Origin of the sequence: Pseudomonas sp. Fl5BN2, from assembly GCF_009908205.1 — a bacterium.
Classification (GTDB): Bacteria; Pseudomonadota; Gammaproteobacteria; order Pseudomonadales; family Pseudomonadaceae; genus Aquipseudomonas.
This window is the reverse complement of sequence record NZ_JAAARL010000006.1, coordinates 291685-313267: the sequence shown is the minus strand read 5'-3', so window position 1 is coordinate 313267 and position 21583 is coordinate 291685. Positions and strand designations below refer to the sequence as shown.

At 57.8% G+C, this 21583-nt stretch carries 24 protein-coding genes and 1 tRNA gene; 23 read left to right on the top strand and 2 right to left on the bottom strand.

The genetic code is table 11. The annotated features are described in order from the left end of the window. Positions 1-243: 243 nt before the first annotated feature. The gene (locus GV819_RS11315; RefSeq protein WP_161756154.1) at positions 244-1557 is read right to left on the bottom strand and encodes an OprD family porin; all 1314 of its coding nucleotides are present in this window, start codon (positions 1555-1557) and stop codon (positions 244-246) included. 924 nt (positions 1558-2481) lie between these two features. On the opposite strand from GV819_RS11315, the gene GV819_RS11310 reads away from it, so the two are divergent. Both GV819_RS11310 and GV819_RS11305 read left to right on the top strand, forming a co-directional pair. After that, the gene (locus tag GV819_RS11310) at positions 2482-2907 is read left to right on the top strand and encodes an HIT domain-containing protein (protein WP_161756153.1); all 426 of its coding nucleotides are present in this window, start codon (positions 2482-2484) and stop codon (positions 2905-2907) included. Positions 2908-2910: 3 nt separating this feature from the next. Beyond that, positions 2911-3117, top strand: a complete 207-nt coding sequence (locus GV819_RS11305) for a SlyX family protein (RefSeq protein WP_161756152.1) — start codon at positions 2911-2913, stop codon at positions 3115-3117. A gap of 70 nt (positions 3118-3187) precedes the next feature. Here GV819_RS11305 and GV819_RS33465 read toward each other — a convergent pair whose 3' ends face one another. Beyond that, the gene (locus tag GV819_RS33465) at positions 3188-3793 is read right to left on the bottom strand and encodes a cold-shock protein (RefSeq protein ID WP_161756151.1); all 606 of its coding nucleotides are present in this window, start codon (positions 3791-3793) and stop codon (positions 3188-3190) included. A 466-nt stretch (positions 3794-4259) separates the two neighbouring features. Here GV819_RS33465 and GV819_RS11295 point away from each other — a divergent pair, with 466 nt between their 5' ends. The 21 genes from GV819_RS11295 (at position 4260) to GV819_RS11195 (ending at position 21564) form a co-directional block, all read left to right on the top strand. Then, complete coding sequence (locus GV819_RS11295) at positions 4260-4733, top strand: Dps family protein (RefSeq protein ID WP_161756150.1); 474 nt, start codon at positions 4260-4262, stop codon at positions 4731-4733. A 252-nt stretch (positions 4734-4985) separates the two neighbouring features. After that, complete coding sequence (locus GV819_RS11290) at positions 4986-5207, top strand: FmdB family zinc ribbon protein (protein WP_010457489.1); 222 nt, start codon at positions 4986-4988, stop codon at positions 5205-5207. A gap of 97 nt (positions 5208-5304) precedes the next feature. Then, positions 5305-7080: an aspartate--tRNA ligase gene (gene aspS, locus GV819_RS11285; RefSeq protein ID WP_161756149.1), complete on the top strand. Its 1776-nt coding sequence runs from the start codon at positions 5305-5307 to the stop codon at positions 7078-7080. Between the two features lie 116 nt (positions 7081-7196). After that, a complete protein-coding gene (locus GV819_RS11280; RefSeq protein WP_161756148.1) occupies positions 7197-7943 on the top strand; it encodes a YebC/PmpR family DNA-binding transcriptional regulator in 747 nt (248 codons plus the stop codon). A gap of 129 nt (positions 7944-8072) precedes the next feature. Continuing rightward, on the top strand, positions 8073-8597 hold the full coding sequence (ruvC, locus tag GV819_RS11275; protein WP_161756147.1) for a crossover junction endodeoxyribonuclease RuvC: 525 nt from the start codon (positions 8073-8075) through the stop codon (positions 8595-8597). Positions 8598-8712: 115 nt separating this feature from the next. Then, positions 8713-9321, top strand: a complete 609-nt coding sequence (ruvA, locus tag GV819_RS11270; RefSeq protein ID WP_161756146.1) for a Holliday junction branch migration protein RuvA — start codon at positions 8713-8715, stop codon at positions 9319-9321. Next, a complete protein-coding gene (gene ruvB, locus GV819_RS11265) occupies positions 9322-10380 on the top strand; it encodes a Holliday junction branch migration DNA helicase RuvB (protein WP_161756145.1) in 1059 nt (352 codons plus the stop codon). A gap of 138 nt (positions 10381-10518) precedes the next feature. Continuing rightward, complete coding sequence (gene ybgC, locus GV819_RS11260; protein ID WP_161756144.1) at positions 10519-10986, top strand: tol-pal system-associated acyl-CoA thioesterase; 468 nt, start codon at positions 10519-10521, stop codon at positions 10984-10986. Continuing rightward, positions 10976-11671 carry a protein TolQ gene (gene tolQ, locus GV819_RS11255; protein WP_161756143.1) on the top strand — a complete coding sequence of 232 codons (696 nt, stop codon included), beginning with the start codon at positions 10976-10978 and terminating at the stop codon, positions 11669-11671. The genes ybgC and tolQ overlap by 11 nt, the downstream gene beginning before the upstream one ends. A gap of 13 nt (positions 11672-11684) precedes the next feature. Next, positions 11685-12137 carry a protein TolR gene (gene tolR / locus GV819_RS11250; protein WP_161756142.1) on the top strand — a complete coding sequence of 151 codons (453 nt, stop codon included), beginning with the start codon at positions 11685-11687 and terminating at the stop codon, positions 12135-12137. Next, positions 12137-13198 (top strand): cell envelope integrity protein TolA, encoded by a 1062-nt coding sequence (tolA, locus tag GV819_RS11245; RefSeq protein WP_161756141.1) that lies wholly within the window; start codon positions 12137-12139, stop codon positions 13196-13198. The genes tolR and tolA overlap by 1 nt, the downstream gene beginning before the upstream one ends. Positions 13199-13215: 17 nt before the next feature. Continuing rightward, positions 13216-14496 (top strand): Tol-Pal system beta propeller repeat protein TolB, encoded by a 1281-nt coding sequence (gene tolB, locus GV819_RS11240; RefSeq protein ID WP_178124822.1) that lies wholly within the window; start codon positions 13216-13218, stop codon positions 14494-14496. 53 nt (positions 14497-14549) lie between these two features. After that, positions 14550-15047 (top strand): peptidoglycan-associated lipoprotein Pal, encoded by a 498-nt coding sequence (gene pal / locus GV819_RS11235; RefSeq protein WP_003227510.1) that lies wholly within the window; start codon positions 14550-14552, stop codon positions 15045-15047. A gap of 6 nt (positions 15048-15053) precedes the next feature. After that, positions 15054-15878 carry a tol-pal system protein YbgF gene (ybgF, locus tag GV819_RS11230; protein ID WP_161756139.1) on the top strand — a complete coding sequence of 275 codons (825 nt, stop codon included), beginning with the start codon at positions 15054-15056 and terminating at the stop codon, positions 15876-15878. A gap of 166 nt (positions 15879-16044) precedes the next feature. Next, positions 16045-16692 carry a 7-carboxy-7-deazaguanine synthase QueE gene (gene queE / locus GV819_RS11225; protein WP_161756138.1) on the top strand — a complete coding sequence of 216 codons (648 nt, stop codon included), beginning with the start codon at positions 16045-16047 and terminating at the stop codon, positions 16690-16692. Position 16693: 1 nt separating this feature from the next. Then, positions 16694-17395, top strand: coding sequence for a 7-cyano-7-deazaguanine synthase QueC (queC, locus tag GV819_RS11220; RefSeq protein ID WP_161756137.1), 702 nt, complete (start codon positions 16694-16696; stop codon positions 17393-17395). Positions 17396-17458: 63 nt separating this feature from the next. Beyond that, positions 17459-17534, top strand: a tRNA-Lys gene (locus GV819_RS11215). Between the two features lie 661 nt (positions 17535-18195). Then, on the top strand, positions 18196-18963 hold the full coding sequence (locus GV819_RS11210) for a COG4705 family protein (RefSeq protein ID WP_161756136.1): 768 nt from the start codon (positions 18196-18198) through the stop codon (positions 18961-18963). Between the two features lie 28 nt (positions 18964-18991). Beyond that, positions 18992-19426: a hypothetical protein gene (locus GV819_RS11205; protein WP_161756135.1), complete on the top strand. Its 435-nt coding sequence runs from the start codon at positions 18992-18994 to the stop codon at positions 19424-19426. Positions 19427-19552: 126 nt separating this feature from the next. Beyond that, a complete protein-coding gene (locus tag GV819_RS11200; protein ID WP_161756134.1) occupies positions 19553-20218 on the top strand; it encodes a response regulator in 666 nt (221 codons plus the stop codon). Next, positions 20194-21564, top strand: coding sequence for an ATP-binding protein (locus GV819_RS11195; RefSeq protein WP_161756133.1), 1371 nt, complete (start codon positions 20194-20196; stop codon positions 21562-21564). Before GV819_RS11200 ends, GV819_RS11195 begins: the two co-directional genes overlap by 25 nt. Positions 21565-21583: the final 19 nt, after the last annotated feature.

The window sequence follows — 21583 nt, the reverse complement described above, 5'->3', positions numbered from 1 at the left end:
TAATGTTGTTCAAGACAAGGGGCTATCAGCCCCTTGTCTGTTTTAAGTCCAGCCATTGGTAACTAGCAAGGCCTGCCTGGAGCCATTGATATCTACTAACAATAGCTGTTTACTTAGTTAGCTTGCTATTTGGTTTTGGGTTTCTTTCTGAAACTTCAAAGAGGCATAAAAAAACCGCCACCCTGAATCAGGATGGCGGTTCTTATTAGAGCTGCGTGTTAGCGCATTCAGCTGAGCACTGAATTACAAGATGCTCAGTGGGTACTCTACGATGATACGAACGTCGTTGTTGTCTGCGGTGTAGTCCTTGTTGTAAGCACCGTTTGCACGATACACAGCGCTACGCAGGCGGAACGACAGGTCTTTGGCTGGACCTTCTTGCATCACGTACTTGGTTTCGAAGTTGAACTCGTTTTCCTTGCCTTCGGTGTTCGACGAAGTGGTGATGTTGTCACCCTTCACGTAACGGGCCATGAAGCTCAGGCCAGGAACACCCAGGGTCGCCATGTTCAGGTCGTAGCGAGCCTGCCAGGAACGCTCGTCTTCACCGATGAAGTCGGAGATCTGGATGGAGTTGGCGACGAAGATGGTGCCGTTGCCGTCAACACCGTACAGGTAGTTGGTGTCGCCGGTGGAGCGCTGGTGAGCGATGGTGAACTTGTTCGGGCCGATGCTGTAAGCAGCTGCCAAGCTCCACAGTTTGTTGTCCAGCTTGCCGTACAGTTTCTTGCCGTCGTCTTCGGTGCGGTAGCCGTTGAAGTCGAGGTTCAGCGACTGGTTGTCAGCGATCGGGAAGGTGTAGTTCAGGTTGATGTACTGCTTCTTGAAGTAGTCATCGACCTTGGACGCAGCGATGCCGCCGACGAAGTTGTCGGTGAACTGGTAGGTGGCACCAGCGAAGTCAGCGGCAGTCAGACCTGGTTTTTTCAGGCCGTCAGCGCCACGACCGTTGATGCTGTCGTTGTACTGGCCGGTCTGCGAGCGCAGTGCGGTGAAGTGACCAGCGTTCAGCTCCAGGCCCTTGATCTCTTTGCTGGTGATCATGGTACCGGTAGCGACTTCAGGCAGCAGGCGGCTGTCGTCGGTGGAGAATACTGGGCTGGCAACCATCTGGTCGCCGTATTTCAGTACGGTGTCAGAGATCCGGAACTTGACCGCGCCGCCTACAGCTGACGAGTCTTTTTCTGGCTCGCCCAGGCTGTTGTTGGCTGCCAGGCCGTTACCGGAGCGACCAGCGCCACCGTCCAGCTTGATCACGCCCATGGCGAAAGCGTCAACACCGACACCTACGGTGCCTTGAGTGAAGCCGGAGTTGTACTGCAGCAGTTCACTCAGGCCGGTATCTTGGCGATAGCCGCTTTTGAAAGTGCCGTCGGCACGTTCGTGGTTACCTGCGCCGTTCTTGAAGTCACGGTTCATGTACTCAAGACGGGTTTTGGCGGTCAGGGTGCTATCTTCGATAAAGCCCTTTGCGTCGTCCTGAGAGGACGCGATTGCGAACTGCGAGGTGCCTGCTGATACAGCCAGGGCGATCATGCTCCACTTCATCACGCGCATCGTGATTTGCTCCTTTGGTTTTTAGAAGAGTACTGCCGTCCCACCTATTTTTTTATCTGGGCGGCTCTTTCTTTTTGTGTCGGCGCAAACTTATATCACGCTGACAATATTGGCGATACTTGCCTATCTATCCTTTCAGCTTCTTTACGACCCTGTCGCAAATTGCTTGATCTGTGTCGTAATTTTGCAGTCGGAGTGTATCCAGACTGACAACTTTAACAGTGTGCTTCGAGCGCTTTTGAGGAGGAAATTAAGCCCTCATGCCAAAACTTTCAAAGTACTGCGGGGCAACCCTGCCACTATTATTATGAGTCTGCAGGGCCTCACTTCCGATGAGCCAATGCAGACGATGTCAGGTTGAATGCAACAAGCGTGCACAAACTGAGTCTGCTCGGTAACTTTTCTTCAAACCCGCATGTGACCCTGTAAAAACCGCATAAAACCGCTCTCTCAGACGTCCTTTTGTTTGGCTTGACGCGGCAGTCTTCATAGTGCAGGGCTGTGCAATAAGTTGCACAGTCAGGCAAAACGTTACCGCGACACACCGCAAAGTGAGTAAACGGCGGATGCTTGGGGTACTGAGCGTAGACCGTCTGTACGGGGTTGCTGCAAAACTTTGGTAACTCTGCGCAAAGTTCATGCAGTCATGTGCGAGAAAGATCAGCAGCGTTACTGGTCAGGTGGGTCACCTTCCGAACGTTCTGGCTGCTCTGTGCGCAAATGGTGCGGCGCGCGGGAAAGTGTTCTGCAGTGGGGCGCATTGCTTGCATTGAAGTCGGCTCCTTGCCGGGGCTTGAGTGGAGGCGCATGGGTTCATTGGTCATGAAGCGCGAGGCGTTCACAGGTATGCTGCGCGTCTGTTGCCTGGTGCGTGTCAGTCATACTGGACGCCAGGTTGGAATGAGCTGAGCGGGAGTAAACGCGGTGTTCACTTTAGATTCACGGCTGCAACAAGACACACTGCCGATCGGGGATTTCCCCCTTTGTCGGTTGCTGCTGTCCAATGACGCCAACTATCCCTGGTTCATCCTGGTGCCGCGTCGCGAGGATATCAGCGAGTTGTTTCAACTGGATGTCACCGATCAGCTTCAGTTGTGGCAGGAAACCACCGCACTGGCAGAGGTGCTCAAGGACTCCTTTGATGCCGATAAGTTGAATGTGGCGACCCTGGGCAATGTGGTGAGTCAACTGCACATGCATGTAATCGTGCGTAAACGCGACGATGCCGCATGGCCGGCTCCGGTGTGGGGCAAGCACCCGGCCAAGCCTTACAGTGCTGAGCAGGTTGCGCAGATCCGTGACCGGCTGCGGGTAGTATTGGCTGATGATTTCCAGTTTTTGGAGGGTTGAGTCATGAGCCTGGAAGATCGTGTAACCGACCTGGAAAGCCGACTGGCGTTCCAGGATGACACTATTCAGACTTTGAACGACGTGCTGGTGGCGCAGCAGAAAGTGCTGGAGCGCCTGCAGTTGCAGATGGCTGCGCTGCTCAAGCGTCAGGAAGAAATGGTCGGGCAGTTCGACTCTTTTGAAGAGGAAGCGCCGCCGCCTCATTACTGAGGGGCGCTAGGTACTGAGTTGCCAGAGCAAAAAAAAACCGCGCCTAGGCGCGGTTTTTTGTGGGCATGGATCAGCGACGCGGTAGTGCAGCAATCACGTCTTCAGCTTGCAGGCCCTTGTCGCGGTTCATCACCGAGAACTCCACACGCTGGCCTTCGACCAGAACGCGATGACCTTCTCCGCGAATGGCGCGAAAGTGCACAAAAATATCATCGCCAGAATCCCGGGAAATAAAGCCGAACCCCTTGGAGGTGTTGAACCACTTCACAGTGCCGGTATCGCGGTTGCTCATGTCGTAAGACGGCGCAGAGGATGCCGCAGGCGATGACTTGTAAAAGCTGACGGCTAGATGCAGGGCCACTGCAATCAGTGCAGTCAACAGGCTGACCAGAACTGCGGGTTGACCACCGATCACTGGCATGGGGGCCAGCAGGGTGAGGGTTTGCAGTACGACAACCAATACCAGCAGAGCGCTGACGAGATTTTGTAGGTGATGACGAGGGCCTCGGTTCCAGTAAGGGATCGCTGGAGCCAGGATCAGGTTGAGCAGGCCGAACAGGGCCAGGTAAAGAGCATCGGGTTGTTGCAGGTAGGGAACTGCGTCAGATCTTAGACTCGGAAGCAAGGACAGCAGCAGAGCTGCGACGCCTGTCAGTAGGTGGACGATTTTCAACATTTTGATTAACTCACGTTAAGAAGCAAGCACAAGGAAGAGCTGATCACGCACGGTTCGCTTCTGAATAAATAGGTGAGGCGGCAGGTACGTACGCGGTGTCAGCCTATGCGCGCTGGCCGAAGAAATAGGCAACAGCGACACGGGCTCTATTTAACAGTAAAGCCCAGGCCTTCTCAAATCAGCAGCGGTGCCCGGTGTGATGGCTGGAACGCCAGGGGGGATGTCGTGAATTCGGACAATCGGGCAAAAAGGCTTGTTCTAGACGGGTGGCTGTGGATTTTTCGGGGAACGTCGATTTTTCCCTGTTGTCGGATATTTCTTGAGCTCAGGGCGAAAAAATCTTGCCCGGTCCACGGGGCAATCCACCGCAGGCTGATTGACGATCCGTGGCGGCGGGGGAGCAGTACTCTTGCTAGAGTGGTCCGGCAGCTGATTGTGTGAATCCATCCCGTTAACGGAGAGAAACATGGCAATTGATATCGGTATCAGTGAAGAAGATCGTAAATCCATTGTCGACGGTCTTTCCCGTCTGCTTTCGGACACCTACGTGTTGTACCTGAAAACCCATAACTTCCATTGGAACGTCACTGGCCCGCAATTTCGCACCCTGCATCTGATGTTTGAAGAGCAGTACAACGAACTGGCCCTGGCGGTCGATCTGATTGCCGAGCGTATTCGCGCCTTGGGTTTCCCGGCTCCGGGTGCCTATTCCATTTATGCTCGGCTGTCCTCGATCAAGGAGGAGGAAGGGGTGCCGGCGGCTGAAGAAATGATCAAGCAACTGGTCAGCGGTCAGGAAGCGGTGACTCGGACCGCGCGTGGCATCTTCCCGTTGCTGGACAAGGTCAGCGACGAACCGACGGCAGATCTGCTGACCCAGCGCATGCAAGTGCATGAGAAAACCGCATGGATGCTGCGCTCGTTGCTGGAAAATCGTTAAGTCCGCTATTACGAATGGCGCCTCGCTGCGTCATTCGTCCCCTCTATAAGGTCGCTGCTCCTCCAGACTTGAGTCCGGCACTGATCGAATCGCTGGCACCTGTCCGACAATCAGCAACTCCCGCTAATAGGGTCATACGGCTGCACAGGGCCGATTTAATGGATATAATCCCGCTCTTTGCTACGTAGCCCGAGCTTTGGCGTGGGCTCTGGCTGTAATTCAAGCAGTAATCTGGATTGCCGAGACGCCCCCATGCCCATGTACGACTACCAATGCGCTTCCTGTGGTCATCAGTTGGAAGCCATTCAAAAGATCAGCGCCGCGCCGCTGGTCGATTGCCCTGCCTGCCAGGCACCTGAACTGAAAAAGATGCTGTCCATGCCCGGTTTCCGCCTCAGTGGCACCGGCTGGTATGAAACCGACTTCAAGACCGGCTCCAAGAAGAACCTGGCCGGTGGCGACAAAGCTGACTAAGTTGAACGACACGCGCGAGTTCTTGCACTATCCGGCACCTTGAGAGGTGCGCAAGGCCTCCATCGAATTTTGAATTACGAGAAGTGAAACCACTACCATGATGCGCAGCCATTATTGCGGCCAACTGAACGAAAGCCTGGAAGGTCAGGAAGTAACCCTTTGCGGATGGGTCCACCGTCGCCGTGACCACGGCGGGGTGATTTTCCTCGATATCCGTGATCGTGAAGGTCTGGCCCAGGTAGTGTTCGACCCGGACCGTGCTGAAACCTTCGCCGCCGCCGACCGCGTGCGCAGCGAATACGTGGTCAAGGTCACCGGTAAGGTGCGCCTGCGTCCGGCCGGCGCCGGCAATGCCAACATGGCTTCGGGCATGATCGAAGTCCTGGGCTATGAGCTGGAAGTGCTGAACGAAGCGGAAACCCCGCCATTCCCGCTCAACGAATACTCCGACGTGGGTGAAGAAACCCGTCTGCGCTATCGCTTCATTGACCTGCGCCGTCCGGAAATGGCCGAGAAACTGCGTCTGCGCTCGCGCATGACCACCAGCATCCGTCGCTACCTGGACGAGAACGGCTTCCTCGACGTGGAAACGCCGATCCTGACCCGCGCCACCCCTGAAGGTGCCCGCGACTACCTGGTGCCGAGCCGTACCCACGCGGGCAGCTTCTTTGCCTTGCCGCAATCGCCGCAGCTGTTCAAGCAGTTGCTGATGGTGGCCGGCTTCGACCGCTACTACCAGATCGCCAAGTGCTTCCGCGACGAAGACCTGCGTGCCGACCGTCAGCCTGAGTTCACTCAGATCGACATCGAAACCAGCTTCCTCGATGAAAAAGACATCATGGGCCTGACCGAAGGCATGATCCGCAACCTGTTCAAGGAAGTGCTGGATCTGGAGTTCGGCGAATTCCCGCACATGACCTTTGAAGAAGCCATGCGCCGCTACGGCTCCGACAAGCCGGACCTGCGCAACCCGCTGGAACTGGTGGACGTTGCCGATCAGCTCAAGGAAGTGGACTTCAAGGTCTTCAGTGGTCCGGCCAATGATCCAAAATGCCGTATCGCCGCCTTGCGCGTGCCAGGCGGGGCGAGCATGCCGCGCAAGCAGATCGACGACTACACCAAGTTTGTCGGTATCTACGGTGCCAAGGGCCTGGCGTACATCAAGGTCAACGAGCGCGCCAAGGGCGTTGAAGGCCTGCAGTCGCCGATCGTCAAGAATATCCCAGAGGCCAACCTGAACGTGATCCTCGATCGCGTTGGTGCGGTTGATGGCGACATCGTGTTCTTCGGCGCCGACAAGGCCAAGATCGTCAGCGAAGCTTTGGGCGCGCTGCGCATCAAGCTCGGTCATGACCTGAGCCTGCTGACCTGCGAGTGGGCGCCTATGTGGGTCGTCGACTTCCCGATGTTCGAAGAGAACGACGACGGTAGCTTCAGCGCGCTGCACCACCCGTTCACCGCGCCGAAGTGCTCGCCACAAGAGCTGGAGGCCAACCCGGCCACCGCATTGTCCCGTGCCTACGACATGGTGCTCAACGGCACCGAGTTGGGTGGCGGTTCGATCCGTATCCATCGCAAGGAAATGCAGCAAGCGGTATTCCGCCTGTTGGGTATCAGCGAAGAGGAACAGGAAGAGAAATTCGGCTTCCTGCTCGACGCCCTCAAGTATGGCGCGCCGCCACACGGTGGTTTGGCCTTCGGTCTGGATCGCCTGGTGATGCTGATGACCGGCGCCCAGTCGATCCGCGAAGTGATCGCTTTCCCGAAAACCCAGAGCGCAGCCTGTGTCATGACTCAGGCGCCGGGTCTGGTGGATGCCAAGGCTCTGCGCGAGCTGCACATCCGCCTGCGCGAACAGCCTAAGGCTGAATAAGCCGGCCCGATAAGGCGCACCTTCGGGTGCGCTTTTTCTATGGGGTCGAGTTTTTGTTGCTCGCATGCCGCAAAGGCGACGCGGGCAATGTTTCAAAGAAAATTTTGGAGCAATTTATGGCAGGTCATTCCAAGTGGGCGAACATCAAGCACCGCAAAGAGCGTCAGGATGCCAAGAAAGGCAAGATTTTCACCAAGTGGATTCGTGAACTGACCGTCGCTGCCCGTCAGGGTGGCGGTGATCCTGGTTCCAACCCGCGCCTGCGTCTGGCGTTGGACAAGGCGCTGAGCGCCAACATGAGCCGGGACATTATCGATCGTGCGGTGGCCCGGGGCGCTGGTGCAGCCGATACCGATGACATGGTCGAGCTGACCTACGAAGGTTATGGTCCGGGCGGCGTGGCGGTGATGGTCGAATGCATGACCGATAACCGTAACCGCACTGCGGCGGCCGTGCGGCATGCGTTTAGCAAGTGTGGTGGCAACCTGGGCACCGATGGTTCGGTGGCCTACCTGTTCGAGCGCAAGGGGCAGATTTCCTTCGCGCCGGGTATCGACGAAGATTCGCTGATCGAAGCCGCGATGGAAGCGGACGCCGATGACGTGGTGAGCAACGACGACGGTTCGATTGACGTCTTCACCTCGTTCGCCGGTTTCTATGCCGTGCGTAATGCCCTGGAAGCGGCGGGGTTCAAGGCCGATGACGCGGAAATCGTCATGCTGCCGACCACCAGTGCCGAGCTGGACCTGGAAGGTGCCGAGAAGGTCCTCAAGCTGATCGACATGCTGGAAGATCTGGATGACGTACAGAACGTCTACTCCAACGCGGACATTCCGGAGTCGGTTGCCGAGCAACTCGGCTGATTCAATTGCACTGCCCTTGAAGCCGGATGTACAACGCCGCGATTATTGTGCGGCAGAGTGCTTCCGGCTTCTGCTTTTTCGCTGTTCCGCTCATGGCCGACAGGCCTCTTCATTCAAGCAGCAGGCGTTATGACTCTTATTCTTGGCATCGACCCCGGTTCGCGCATCACCGGTTATGGCGTGGTTCGAGATACCGGACGCGGCTGCGTGTATGTGGCCTCCGGTTGTATTCGTACCGGTGCCGGCGAGTTGCCGGAGCGGTTGCAGATCGTCTATCGCGGGGTCCGCGAGGTAATTCAGACCTACGGTCCGGTGACCATGGGCATCGAGAAGGTGTTCATGGCACGTAATGCCGACTCGGCCTTGAAGCTTGGGCAGGCGCGGGGTGCGGCTATCGTTGCGGGTGCCGAGGAGGGCCTGGAGATTGCCGAGTACACCGCTACCCAGGTCAAGCAGGCCGTGGCCGGGACCGGTGCCGCAAATAAGGAGCAGGTGCAGATGATGGTCATGCATTTGCTCAAGTTGACCAGCAAGCCGCAGATCGACGCCTCGGACGCCCTGGCTATTGCCATCTGTCACGCTCATACCCGCTCCAGCTTGTTGCCCCATGGGCTGGGAACGGCACGCAGTCGTGGCGGTCGCCTGCGTCTCTGATAGCATCAGCGCAGTCATTTTTAGGAGTGGAGCGTTGCGCGCCTGTGTTGCCGGCCCGGACGCTTGCTCAGTGAGCCGCCAGTCCCGTACTGGCCATCGTCTAAGGATTTGAAACGTGATTGGACGCTTGCGCGGCACTCTGGCTGAGAAACAGCCGCCGCACCTGATTCTTGATGTAAACGGGCTGGGGTACGAAGTCGAAGTGCCCATGACCACCCTTTATCGCCTGCCGTCGGTCGGCGAACCCCTGACCTTGCACACCCATCTGGTTGTCCGCGAGGACGCGCAGTTACTCTACGGCTTTGCCAGCAAGCGTGAGCGAGACTTTTTTCGCGAGTTGATCCGTCTCAATGGTGTTGGTCCGAAATTGGCCCTGGCGCTGATGTCCAGTCTTGAGGTGGATGAGCTGGTGCGTTGCGTGCAAGCCCAGGACACCTCGGCCCTGACCAAGGTACCTGGGGTTGGCAAGAAGACCGCCGAGCGTCTGCTGGTGGAACTCAAGGACCGCTTCAAGGCCTGGGAAGCGGTACCGAGCATGTTCGCCCTGGTGCCAAACCAGCCGGACGCGCCGATGCCGGTCGCCAGCGCCGAGTCGGATGCAGTCAGTGCGTTGATCTCTCTGGGCTACAAGCCGCAGGAAGCCAGCAAGGCGGTGTCCGCGATCAAAGACAAAGGCTTGAGCAGTGAAGACATGATCCGCCGAGCGCTGAAGGGAATGATTTAAGTGATTGAAGCTGACCGTCTGATCGCCGCCACGGGACCCCGTGAGCGCGAAGAAGTCCAGGACCGGGCGATTCGTCCGGTCAGCCTGGCCGACTACATTGGCCAGCCCAGCGTGCGCGAGCAGATGGAGCTGTTCATCCAGGCGGCCCGTGGGCGCAATGAGTCCCTGGACCACACCCTGATCTTCGGCCCTCCCGGATTGGGCAAGACCACCTTGGCCAACATCATCGCCGAGGAAATGGGCGTATCGATCAAGAGTACATCCGGCCCTGTGCTGGAGCGCCCTGGCGATTTGGCGGCGCTGCTGACCAACCTCGAGCCGCATGATGTGCTGTTCATCGACGAGATCCATCGACTGTCGCCGATCGTTGAAGAAGTGCTGTACCCGGCCATGGAAGATTTCCAGCTCGACATCATGATCGGCGAGGGCCCAGCGGCGCGCTCGATCAAGCTGGACCTGCCGCCGTTTACCCTGGTTGGGGCGACGACCCGTGCGGGGATGTTGACCAACCCGCTGCGGGACCGGTTCGGTATCGTGCAGCGGTTGGAGTTCTATAGCACTGCGGACCTGGCGACCATTGTCAGTCGTTCTGCGAGCATTCTCGGCTTGCCCCTGGATCCGGAAGGCGCCTTCGAGGTGGCTCGCCGTGCAAGGGGCACGCCGCGGATTGCCAACCGTCTGTTGCGCCGGGTACGCGACTTTGCCGAAGTGCGGGCCAAGGGACACATCACCAAGCCGATCGCCGACCTGGCCTTGAACCTGCTGGACGTCGATGAGCGTGGCTTCGATCACCAGGACCGACGTCTGTTGCTGACCATGATCGAGAAATTCGACGGTGGGCCAGTGGGCGTCGACAGCCTGGCAGCGGCGATCAGTGAAGAACGCCATACCATCGAGGATGTGTTGGAGCCGTACCTGATCCAGCAGGGCTACATCATGCGTACCCCGCGTGGCCGGGTGGTGACCCGGCATGCTTACCTGCACTTCGGTTTAAACATTCCGTCACGAATGGGGGACATGCCTGTGGTAGACGAATTCCTCGATGCCGTGGACGATTAATAACCCGCTTTTTGTCGATTTATTTGGGGTTTGTGCTGTCCTAGGGGCTGGCATCGTTAAAACTTCAGCAAAAGTCGTTCAAGAATGAAAAAACAGTTGCCTGGCCGGATTGGCAACCCGAGGAGTAAGCACTAGAGTATGCGCGCGCAAAACGGGCTTGGGTCGTTCGCACATCGTTGTCGCGTTTATTACGAGGACACCGATGCCGGCGGCATCGTGTATTACGTTAATTACCTTAAGTTTATGGAGCGGGCTCGAACCGAGCGGCTACGACACTTGGGCTTTGCCCAATCGCAGCTGGCAGGGGAGAACCTGTTATTTGTCGTGCATTCCAGCGAAGCGCGTTACCACGCGCCGGCGCGACTGGACGATGAGCTTCTGGTCAGTGCCCAGGTCACCGAATTGAACCGGGTCAGCCTGCGCTTCACTCAGCAGGTCAGGCGTTCCACGGACAATGTGCTGCTCTGTGAAGGGCAGTTTTTGGTGGCTTGTGTGCGCGCCGACAATTTCAAACCCCGCGCTATTCCAGATGCTCTGCGTACGGCCTTTGCCGACGAGAGCAGCGCGGGTACACACTCAGAGCAGGAGATAAAGCGTGGAAGCTAACGTCGTCGACCATTCCTCCATGTGGAGCCTGGTCAGCAATGCCAGCGTTGTAGTGCAGTTGGTAATGCTGATCCTGGTTGCCGCATCGGTGACTTCATGGATCATGATCTTTCAGCGCAGCAACCTGCTGCGCGCCGGTCGACGTGCCCTGGAGAGCTTCGAGGAGCGCTTCTGGTCCGGTATCGACCTGTCCAAACTCTACCGTCAGGCGGGTAGCAACCCAGACCCGGATTCCGGCGTCGAGCAGATCTTTCGTGCCGGTTTCAAGGAATTCTCCCGCCTGCGCCAGCAACCGGGGGTTGATCCGGAAGCGGTCATGGAAGGTGTGGCCCGTGCGATGCGCGTAGCCATTTCCCGTGAAGAAGAGAAGCTCGAGCAGAGCCTGCCCTTCCTCGCCACCGTAGGTTCGGTAAGCCCGTACATCGGCCTGTTCGGTACTGTATGGGGGATCATGAACTCCTTCCGTGGCTTGGCCCAGGCCCAGCAAGCGACCTTGGCCACTGTGGCCCCGGGTATCGCCGAAGCCCTGATCGCCACGGCCATCGGCCTGTTCGCGGCCATCCCGGCGGTGATCGCCTACAACCGCTTCGCCGCTCGTGGCGAGACCCTGATCAGCCGTTACTACACCTTCGCCGACGAGTTCCAGGCGATCCTGCACCGCAAAGTGCACACCAGCGAAGAGTGAGCAGGTAAATCCAATGGCCCGAGTTCGCCACAAACGCAAGCCGGTTGCCGAGATGAACGTGGTGCCCTACATCGACGTGATGTTGGTACTGCTGGTTATCTTCATGGTGACCGCGCCGATGCTCAACCAGGGCGTGAAAGTTGACCTGCCCAAGGTTTCCAGCGAAGCCTTGCCCCAGGACAACAACACCCAGGTGCTGACTATCTCGATCAAGTCTGACAAGACCTATTACTGGAACCTTGGCAGTGAAGTCGACACCGAGAAGCAACAGGACAAGGCGATGACCTTGCCGCAGATGACGGACGCGGTGACCAAGATCATCCGTGCCGGCAATGAAGGCGGCAAACGCACCCAGGTGTTCATTCGCGGTGATAAAACCGTCGACTATGGCTCCGTGATGGGTGCCATGGGGGGGCTGCAGAAAGCCGGAGTCGGTAACGTTGGCTTGATTACCGAGGCGCCCTGATGCACCAACAGCGAGAGCCGTCCGCCTCGGAAAGCTACTTCTGGCCTAGTGTCTGGGCGGTTGCCCTGCACGTGCTGGTGTTTGGCATGCTGTTTGTCAGCTTTGCCATGACCCCGGAGTTGCCGCCGGCCAAGCCGATCGTCCAGGCGACCCTGTATCAGCTGAAGTCGAAGAGTCCGGCCACTACCCAGACCAATCACAAGATTGCGGGTGAGGCGAAGAAATCCGCCGCGCGCCAGACCGAAGCTGAGCAGTTGGAACAGAAGAAGGTCGAGCAGGAAGAGATCAAGGCTGCGGAACAAAAGAAAGAAGAGGCCGCTCAAAAAGCCGACGAAGCTAAAAAGGCCGATGAGGCCAAGAAAGCCGACGAGGCCAAGAAGGCTGATGAAGCCAAGAAAACCGCGGAAGCAAAAAAGGCTGAAGAGAAACAATTGGCTGATATAGCCAAGAAGAAGTCTGAAGAAGAAGCCAAGAAAGCCGTGGAAGAAGAGGCCAAGAAAAAGGCCGCTGAAGAAGCGAAGAAGAAAGTCGTCGAAGACGCGAAGAAAAAAGCTGCGGAAGACGCGAAGAAGAAATCTGAAGCTGACGAAGCGAAGAAAAAGGTCGCCGAGGACGCGAAGAAGAAAGCTGCCGCCGACGCCGCGAAGAAAAAGGCCCAGGAAGCAGCGCGTAAATCTGCCGAAGAGAAAAAGGCCCAGGCCTTGGCCGATTTGCTTTCCGATAAGCCGGAGCGTGAGGCCACGAAGTCGGATGAGGTGGGTGACAGTGTCGCGGGCAGTTTCGATGACCTGATTCGTATTCGTGCGGCGGAAGGCTGGGCTCGTCCTCCTTCGGCGCGCAAGGGCATGACGGTGGAGCTGCGAATCGGCATGTTGCCTGATGGCACGGTGACCACGGTCAGCGTGATCAAGTCCAGTGGTGATGGGCCGTTCGACGCTTCGGCGGTGGCGGCAGTCAAGAACATTGGGCGTTTGACAGAAATGCAGGGGTTGAGTCCGAAGGATTTTGCTCCCTATCGTTCATTCAAGATGACATTCACACCTGAGGATCTAGCCTTGTGAGAAACCTTCTTCGAGGAATGCTTGTCGTTATTTGCTGTATGGCAGGGATAGCGGCAGCGGATGAAAAGAACATTCTGGTCACCAGTGGCACTGACCGGGCAACGCCTATCGCGGTAGTACCGTTCGGTTGGCAGGGTGGCAGCGTGCTGCCGGACGACATGGCACAGATCATCGGTGATGACCTGCGCAACTCGGGCTATTACTCGCCTATTCCTAAGCAGAACATGATCAGCTTGCCGACCCAGGCCAGTGAAGTCATTTTCCGCGACTGGAAAGCCTTGGGCGCCCAGTACGTGATGGTCGGCAACATTGTTCCCGCTGGCGGTCGCCTGCAGGTGCAGTACACCCTGTTCAACGTCGCTACCGAGCAGCAAGTGCTGACCGGCAGCGTCTCGGGCAGCGTCGATCAATTGCGGGACATGTCGCACTACATTTCCGACCAGTCCTTTGAAAAGCTCACCGGCATCAAGGGGGCTTTCTCGACGCGCCTGTTGTACGTGACGGCCGAGCGCTTCTCGGTGAACAACACGCGTTACACTTTGCAACGCTCCGACTATGACGGCGCTCGTGCAGTGACGCTGTTGCAGTCCCGCGAACCTATCCTGTCGCCGCGTTTCGCACCCGATGGCAAGCGCATTGCCTATGTGTCGTTCGAGCAGAAGCGTCCGCGCATCTTCGTTCAGCACATTGATACCGGGCGTCGTGAGCAGATCACCAACTTCGAAGGCCTCAATGGTGCGCCAGCCTGGTCGCCCGATGGCAGTCGCCTGGCGTTCGTGCTGTCCAAGGATGGCAACCCGGATATCTACGTGATGAACATGGCCTCGCGCCAGTTGAGTCGTGTCACCAGTGGTCCTGGCATCAATACCGAGCCGTTCTGGGGCAAGGATGGTTCCACCATCTACTTCACCTCCGACCGGGGCGGCAAGCCACAAGTCTATAAAAGCAATGTCAACGGCGGTGGCGCTGAGCGTGTGACCTTTATTGGTAACTACAACGCCAACCCGAAACTTTCTGCTGACGAAAAGACCCTGGTGATGATCCACCGCCAGGATGGCTTCACCAACTTCCGGGTGGCGGCTCAGGATTTGCAGCGCGGTAGCGTAAAAATCCTCACAGACACCAACCTTGATGAGTCAGCTACTGTTGCGCCCAACGGCACCATGGTAATCTACGCCACCCGCCAGCAGGGCCGGGGAGTCTTGATGCTCGTGTCCATTAATGGACGTGTGAGGCTCCCGCTTCCTACCGCTCAAGGCGAAGTCAGAGAACCGTCCTGGTCCCCTTACCTGAACTGACGCGGCGCTACAATGTTTCACTTAACACACTGGGGTTCATTAGGAGTTTCACGATGGAAATGTTGAAGTTTGGTAAGTTTGCTGCGCTGGCTCTGGCCATGGCTGTAGCTGTAGGTTGCTCCTCCAAAGGTGGCGACAACGCCGGTGAAGGCGCTGTTGATCCAAACGCTGGTTACGGCGCTAACACTGGTGCTGTTGATGGCTCCCTGAGCGAAGAAGCTGCTCTGCGCGCAATCACCACCTTCTACTTCGAATACGACAGCTCGGACCTGAAGCCAGAAGCCATGCGCGCTCTGGATGTTCACGCCAAAGACCTGAAAGCAAACGGCGCTCGCGTTGTTCTGGAAGGCAACACCGACGAACGTGGTACTCGTGAGTACAACATGGCACTGGGCGAGCGTCGTGCGAAAGCCGTTCAACGCTACCTGGTTCTGCAAGGCGTTTCCCCAGCTCAGCTGGAGCTGGTTTCCTACGGTAAAGAGCGTCCAGTTGCTACTGGCCACGACGAGCAGTCCTGGGCTCAAAACCGTCGCGTCGAACTGCGTAAGTAATTCGTCATGCGAACGTGCCGTCGTGCTGTAACTATTTTGGCTCTCAGTCTCACGCCGCTTGCGGCGTGGTCTGCGGTTCCTGTGGTTGATAACAACTCTGGCTATAACAATAGCGGGAGCAGTTATCCGCCAGCGGGTTATGGCACGAACGGCGCCTATGCCGGGGGAGGGGTTTCGACCCCTGTCTCGGCACAGGGCGAGCTGTTCCAGCAACTGCAGCAAATGCAGGAACAGATTGCACGCCAACAGGGTGTGATCGAAGTTCTGCAAAATGATGTAGCGCGGATGAAGCAAGAAAGCCTGGAGCGTTACCAGGATCTTGATCGACGCATAGGAAGCGGTGCAGCACCTGCCGCGACTCCTGAGAATTCTTCTGCCGGTGGCAACATGAATGCCGCCGGTGCCGCAGCCGGGGCTGCTGCTCAAGCGCCTGCCGCCAGCAGCGAACCCGCTGATCCGGCCAAGGAAAAGCTTTATTACGATGCTGCCTTCGACCTGATCAAAGCCAAGGATTTTGACAAGGCCAGCCAGGCCTTCTCGGCATTCCTGCGCAAGTATCCCAACAGCCAGTACGCCGGCAATGCCCAGTACTGGTTGGGTGAAGTGAACCTGGCCAAGGGTGATCTGCAAGGTGCAGGTCAGGCTTTCGCCAAGGTTTCCCAGCTGTATCCCAAGCACGCCAAAGTGCCGGATTCGCTGTACAAGCTGGCTGACGTAGAGCGCCGCCTGGGTCACGCCGACCGGGTCAAGGGCATTCTGCAGCAGGTGGTTGCCCAGTATCCGGGGACTTCAGCTGCTCAACTGGCACAACGGGATCTGCAGCGCATGTAAGCGCGCAGGTAGCTGTTACAAGAAACCCGCGCTTGTCGCGGGTTTTTTCGTTAGAATCCATGCCCTTTTTCTGAAACACGCTTCCTGGGATCTGCGCGATTGCGGGGTTTCTTGAAGTGCCTGACGGAGGCGGACAGCCTGTTTAGCTGTTACGCCCGTGGCGATTATGCAAGACACATTGAGAATTACCGAAGTTTTCTACTCGTTGCAGGGTGAAACTCGGACTGCCGGGCTGCCCACGGTTTTTGTGCGCCTGACTGGTTGTCCGCTGCGTTGTCAGTACTGCGACAGTGCCTACGCCTTCAGCGGTGGTACCCAGCGTACCCTCGACAGCCTGCTGGAGCAGGTTGCCGGTTTCCGTCCGCGCTATGTCTGTGTCACCGGCGGTGAGCCGCTGGCGCAACCCAATGCCATTCCTTTGCTCAAGCAACTGTGCGATGCCGGTTATGAGGTTTCGCTGGAAACCAGTGGCGCCCTGGACATCTCGGCGGTAGACCCGCGAGTCAGTCGGATTCTCGACCTGAAGACTCCAGGTTCCGAGGAGGTTCAGCGCAATCGCTACGAAAACATCCAACTGCTGACCGCCAACGATCAGGTGAAGTTTGTCATCTGCTCTCGCGAGGACTATGACTGGGCGGTGTCCAAGCTGATCCAGTACGGCCTTGAGCGGCGTGCCGGTGAAGTGCTGTTCTCGCCGAGCCACCATGACCTGAATGCGCGGGATCTGGCCGACTGGATCGTTGCTGACAACTTGCCGGTGCGCCTGCAACTGCAATTGCATAAATACCTTTGGAATGATGAGCCGGGGCGCTGAAATGACTGAACAAGCACAGACCCAAGTTTCCACTGGAAAGCGCGCAGTGATTTTGCTGTCCGGCGGCCTGGACTCGGCCACCGTCGTGGCCATGGCCCGCGCTGAAGGCTATAGCTGCTACACCATGAGCTTCGATTACGGCCAGCGTCATCGTGCAGAGCTGCATGCAGCTGAGCGCGTGGCCCGGGACCTGGGAGTGGTCGAGCACAAGGTCATCGGTCTCAACCTCAACGGCATTGGCGGCTCCGCGCTGACCGACAGCTCCATCGATGTTCCGGAAACGCCGGGTGAAGGCATCCCTGTCACTTATGTGCCTGCGCGCAACACGGTATTCCTGTCCCTGGCCCTAGGCTGGGCAGAAGTCCTTGAAGCGCGGGACATCTTCATTGGTGTCAATGCCGTGGATTACTCCGGTTATCCGGATTGCCGTCCCGAATTTGTAGAGGCCTTTGAGCGCATGGCCAATCTGGCGACCAAGGCTGGCGTCGAAGGGCAGGGCTTTCGTATCCAGGCGCCATTGCAGAACCTTAGCAAGGCCGAGATCATCAAGGCCGGTGTACATCTGGGAGTCGATTACGGGCTGACGGTTTCTTGCTATCAGGCGGACGACAAGGGGCGTGCATGCAGTAAATGCGACAGCTGCCGCTTGCGTGCAGAAGGCTTTGGCGCGGCTGGTATTAGCGACCCAACACTTTATTTTTGATTTTTTTCACTTAGGGTGTTGAATTACCGTTAGAAATCAGTATTATACGCGCCACCACACAGCGGGTCGTTAGCTCAGTTGGTAGAGCAGTTGGCTTTTAACCAATTGGTCGTAGGTTCGAATCCCACACGACCCACCATATTTGGCGGTTTAGAAAATCCGGAAGGCCCACGAAAGTGAGGATTTCCGGGTTTTTTTTTGTCCTCCGAAAGGTGCCTGCATCGCTCCGCAAGCGAGTGACGGCATCATCTCCTACAGGCAGTGTCGACTCTATTGCCGAGCCCTTTACATCAAGGGTTCAGCCCGCTGACTGGCTCATTGCTTCGCTGTGCCGTGGCCTCTCCTTTGAACAATATCCATCGTGGCGATTGTGCTCGATCAATCGACGGCCATGTCCGCACGATCTCGTCAGTGAATGGGTGGATGCGCCTTGAGAGTGGCCGTGGATAGTTTCTGAGGGGCAGGTGCTATGAGCCGCACCTGAACACTCTCTGGCCTTTACAGCAGCCCAGAGCCCTGCATTGATTCGTTTGCTCGGCCTTTATGTGACTTTGGTCGTGAAGAAAGGGGGGGCTGCGACGGATTTGCTTCCAGTACAGCAAGTAGCCTTTGATTTCGCCCGTCCAAGAGTCGAAAGTCCATCGACCTGGTGTACCTGGCGGCCCCTCGATCCCGCGGCGTCGACGCTGCGCACGTAGCGAGTTGATACGGCGGCTTCAAGGCTTGCTCAGTTCCAGCTAAGTTTTCTCTCGTAGCCTCTCCCTCGCGCCAATACATGCGCCGTTATGGAGAGGCACCCAATGAAGCCGCTGAGCAAGAACGATTGGCTGAATAAGGTTCCGGAGGTGACGCTGTCCTTCTGGATCATCAAGATCATGTCCACCACCGTGGGCGAAACCTGTGCCGACTATCTGGCTGTCGATGCTGGGCTGGGGCAGGCGGTGACCAGTATCGGTATGGCCCTGCTGTTGGCGTTGGCGCTGTTCGGCCAGCTTCGTTCCCGCGCCTATACACCTTGGATCTATTGGTTGAGCGTGGTGCTGGTGAGCATTGTCGGCACGCAGATCACCGATGTGCTCACGGATAAGTTGGGCATCAGCCTGTATGTCAGTACGGCAGTGTTTGCAGGGTTGTTGGCGATCAACTTTGCCGTCTGGTATGCGATTGAGCGCAACCTGTCGATCCGTCAGATCGTCACTCCGCGCCGCGAACTGTTTTACTGGGCGACCGTGCTTTGTACCTTTGCCCTGGGTACTGCTGCCGGAGACCTGGCCACCGAAGCCCTGGGGCTCGGCTTTACCCTGGGGGCGGGAATCTTTGCGGTGTTGATCGCCGTGACCTTGGCTATCTGGCGTCTGGGGGGCAATGCGGTACTGACCTTCTGGGTCGCCTACATTCTCACGCGGCCCTTTGGCGCGGCGTTGGGCGATCTGCTGACCCAAGCCAAAACCTATGGTGGCCTGGGCTTGGGTGCGACCTGGACCAGCGCAATCTTCCTCTGCGTCATTCTCTTGCTGGTGATCGGCGCGCAGATTAGCGTCGGCAATCGCCAGCGCCTTACCTACTGATTATTCGACTCTTATTCAGGGACTCATCATGGCCTTTATTCACGTTGTTACTCGCAACGCCGCGACTCTTTCCGTCATTGTTCTACTGGGACTGGCAGCGGGCTGTTCAAAACCTGACGAAGGGGCCAAGACTGGAGCGCTGGCCGCGTCCGAGATCTCTCAGCCAGCGGCATCCAAGTTGGGCAACCTGTCCGAGTTCCAGGGCATTGCCAGTGAGGTCGCTGCGCTGGTGGACAAGCAGGACCTGGCGGGAGCGAAAAGCCATATCAAGGACCTGGAAGTTGCCTGGGACTCCGCCGAAGCTGGATTGAAGCCCCGCGCCGCAGCCGACTGGCATTTGCTCGATAAGGGCATCGATCGTGCACTCGACGCCTTGCGTGCCAGCACCCCGCAATTGGCCCAGTGCAAGGCGGCAATGGATGATCTGCTGGCAACCTTCAATTCACTGCAGGGCAAAAAATGACACCTGATCCGAGCCATTGGTTTTTTCTCGGCAGATGACGGGCTGAGTGATTACCCTTGGAGTTGACTTGATCCGGGCCCGGTACTCCTCTGGCGAGTGCTGGGCCTGCTTCATTGCGGAGGCACGATGCGGATTTTGCTGGTGGAAGACGACGTCATGATTGGCGAGGCGATACAGGGTGCGCTCAAGGATGCGGGGTACGCCGCTGATTGGGTCACCAATGGTTTGACCGCCTTGGCTGCCTTGGACAGCCAGCACTATGACCAGGTATTGCTGGACCTCGGGCTGCCTGGCAAGGACGGGCTTCAGGTGCTCGACAGCATACGCAAGGGCAACAACCCGGTGCCCCTGTTGATCATCACCGCGCGTGACAGTCTCGATGATCGCCTGCGCGGTCTTGACGGTGGAGCAGATGACTACCTGTTGAAACCTTTTGCAATGGCCGAGTTGTTAGCGCGCATGCGCGCAGTCATGCGCCGTAAAACCGGGAGTGCAACACCGTTGCTGAGTAATGGCGTGGTTTCGCTGGACCCGGTATCGAAACGAGCGAGCACTGCGGGGCAGTCTGATGTGCAGCTGTCCAACCGAGAGTTCACCCTGTTGCAAACCTTGTTGATCCGGCCCGGAGCGATTCTCTCGCGCAGTGAGCTCGAGGATCGTATCTACGGTTGGGGAGATGAAGTGGAGAGCAATGCCGTGGAGTTTCTGATCCACGCCTTGCGCCGCAAGCTGGGAAGCCAGGTGATCAAGAACGTCAGGGGAATGGGATGGATGGTTTCAAAAAGCGTCTGAGCGAGTCGGTCCAGCTCAGGCTGTCCATTGCCTTGTCGGCGGCGGTGCTGATCGTCGCCCTTCTCGCTGGCGTCTTTGCCTATGTCTCGGCCTTCGATGAGGCCCTGGAGATGCAGGACAATACCCTGCGCCAGGTGGCCGCCTTGTTCGAGCGTCAGCAGATGACCCTGGGCTACCCTGCGCCTGACCAGGTCGTTGCCGACGACAATGAAGAGTCCAGGGTGGTCATTCAGTACCTTGCCGACGGCGCCAAGGCTGCGACAGACAGCGATGCCGATACGCCGCTGCCATTGCCAACCAGCCTGGTCGATGGCCTGTCGACCTTGATGGTCGGGGGTGAGCCGTTTCGCGTACTGGTCAAGACCACAAACCGCGGTGAGCGCATCGCCGTGGCCCAGGAAACCGGTGCCCGCGACAAGGACGCGCGCGAGAGTGCCTGGCGTGGCCTGTTGCCGTTTTTGATCCTGTTTCCCGTGCTATTGCTGGTACTCGCTGATCTGGTGCGCAAGCTGTTTCGTCCCATCGCAGTATTGGCCGCAGAGATCGATCTGCGTGACGAGCAGGAACTGCACCCGATCGACGAGCGACACCTGCCGACCGAGGTCCGGCCTTTTGTATTGGCAATCAATCGTCTGCTGGCGCGAGTTACTCAGTCCATGACGGCGCAGCGACGTTTTGTGGCCGATGCTGCCCACGAGTTGCGATCGCCGATGGCAGCCCTGTCCCTGCAAGCCGAGCGCCTGGCATCTGCTGAAATGTCGAGCGTTGCCCAAGAGCGTCTGCGGTTGTTGCGGCGAGGTATTGAGCGGGGCAGAAAACTGATCGACCAATTGCTCAGGCTGGCGTCTGTGCAGTCCGGCACCAGCGCGCGTATTTCACGGGTTTCGGTGCATGGTGTGTATCGCCAGGTGCTGGAGGACTTGTTGCCCCTGGCAGAAGACAAAGCGATCGATATCGGCGTGGAGGGCGGTGAGGACGAACAGGTGTTGATCTCTGAGGAGGACCTGCTGACCCTGGTGAAGAACCTAGTGGACAATGCCATTCGCTATACGCCGCAGGGCGGCAGGGTGGATCTGTCGGTGGCCCGGGTGCAAGGCAAGGTTTTGTTGAGGGTCAGTGATTCAGGGCCGGGTATCGCGCAGGCCGAGCGGGAGCGGGTATTTGATCCCTTCCATCGCTGCCTGGGCACTGAGAAGGTGGGCTCCGGGCTTGGCTTGTCCATCGTCAAGGCCATCGCGGATCGACACGCTGCCCGAGTGTGGCTCGATTACACCGACGAGCAAGCGAGGAGTGGGCTATGCGTATCGGTGGCTTTTGCATCGGTGGAGGTGCTGCAGGAGGGGTAGGTCGCAGTGTGGGGCAGAA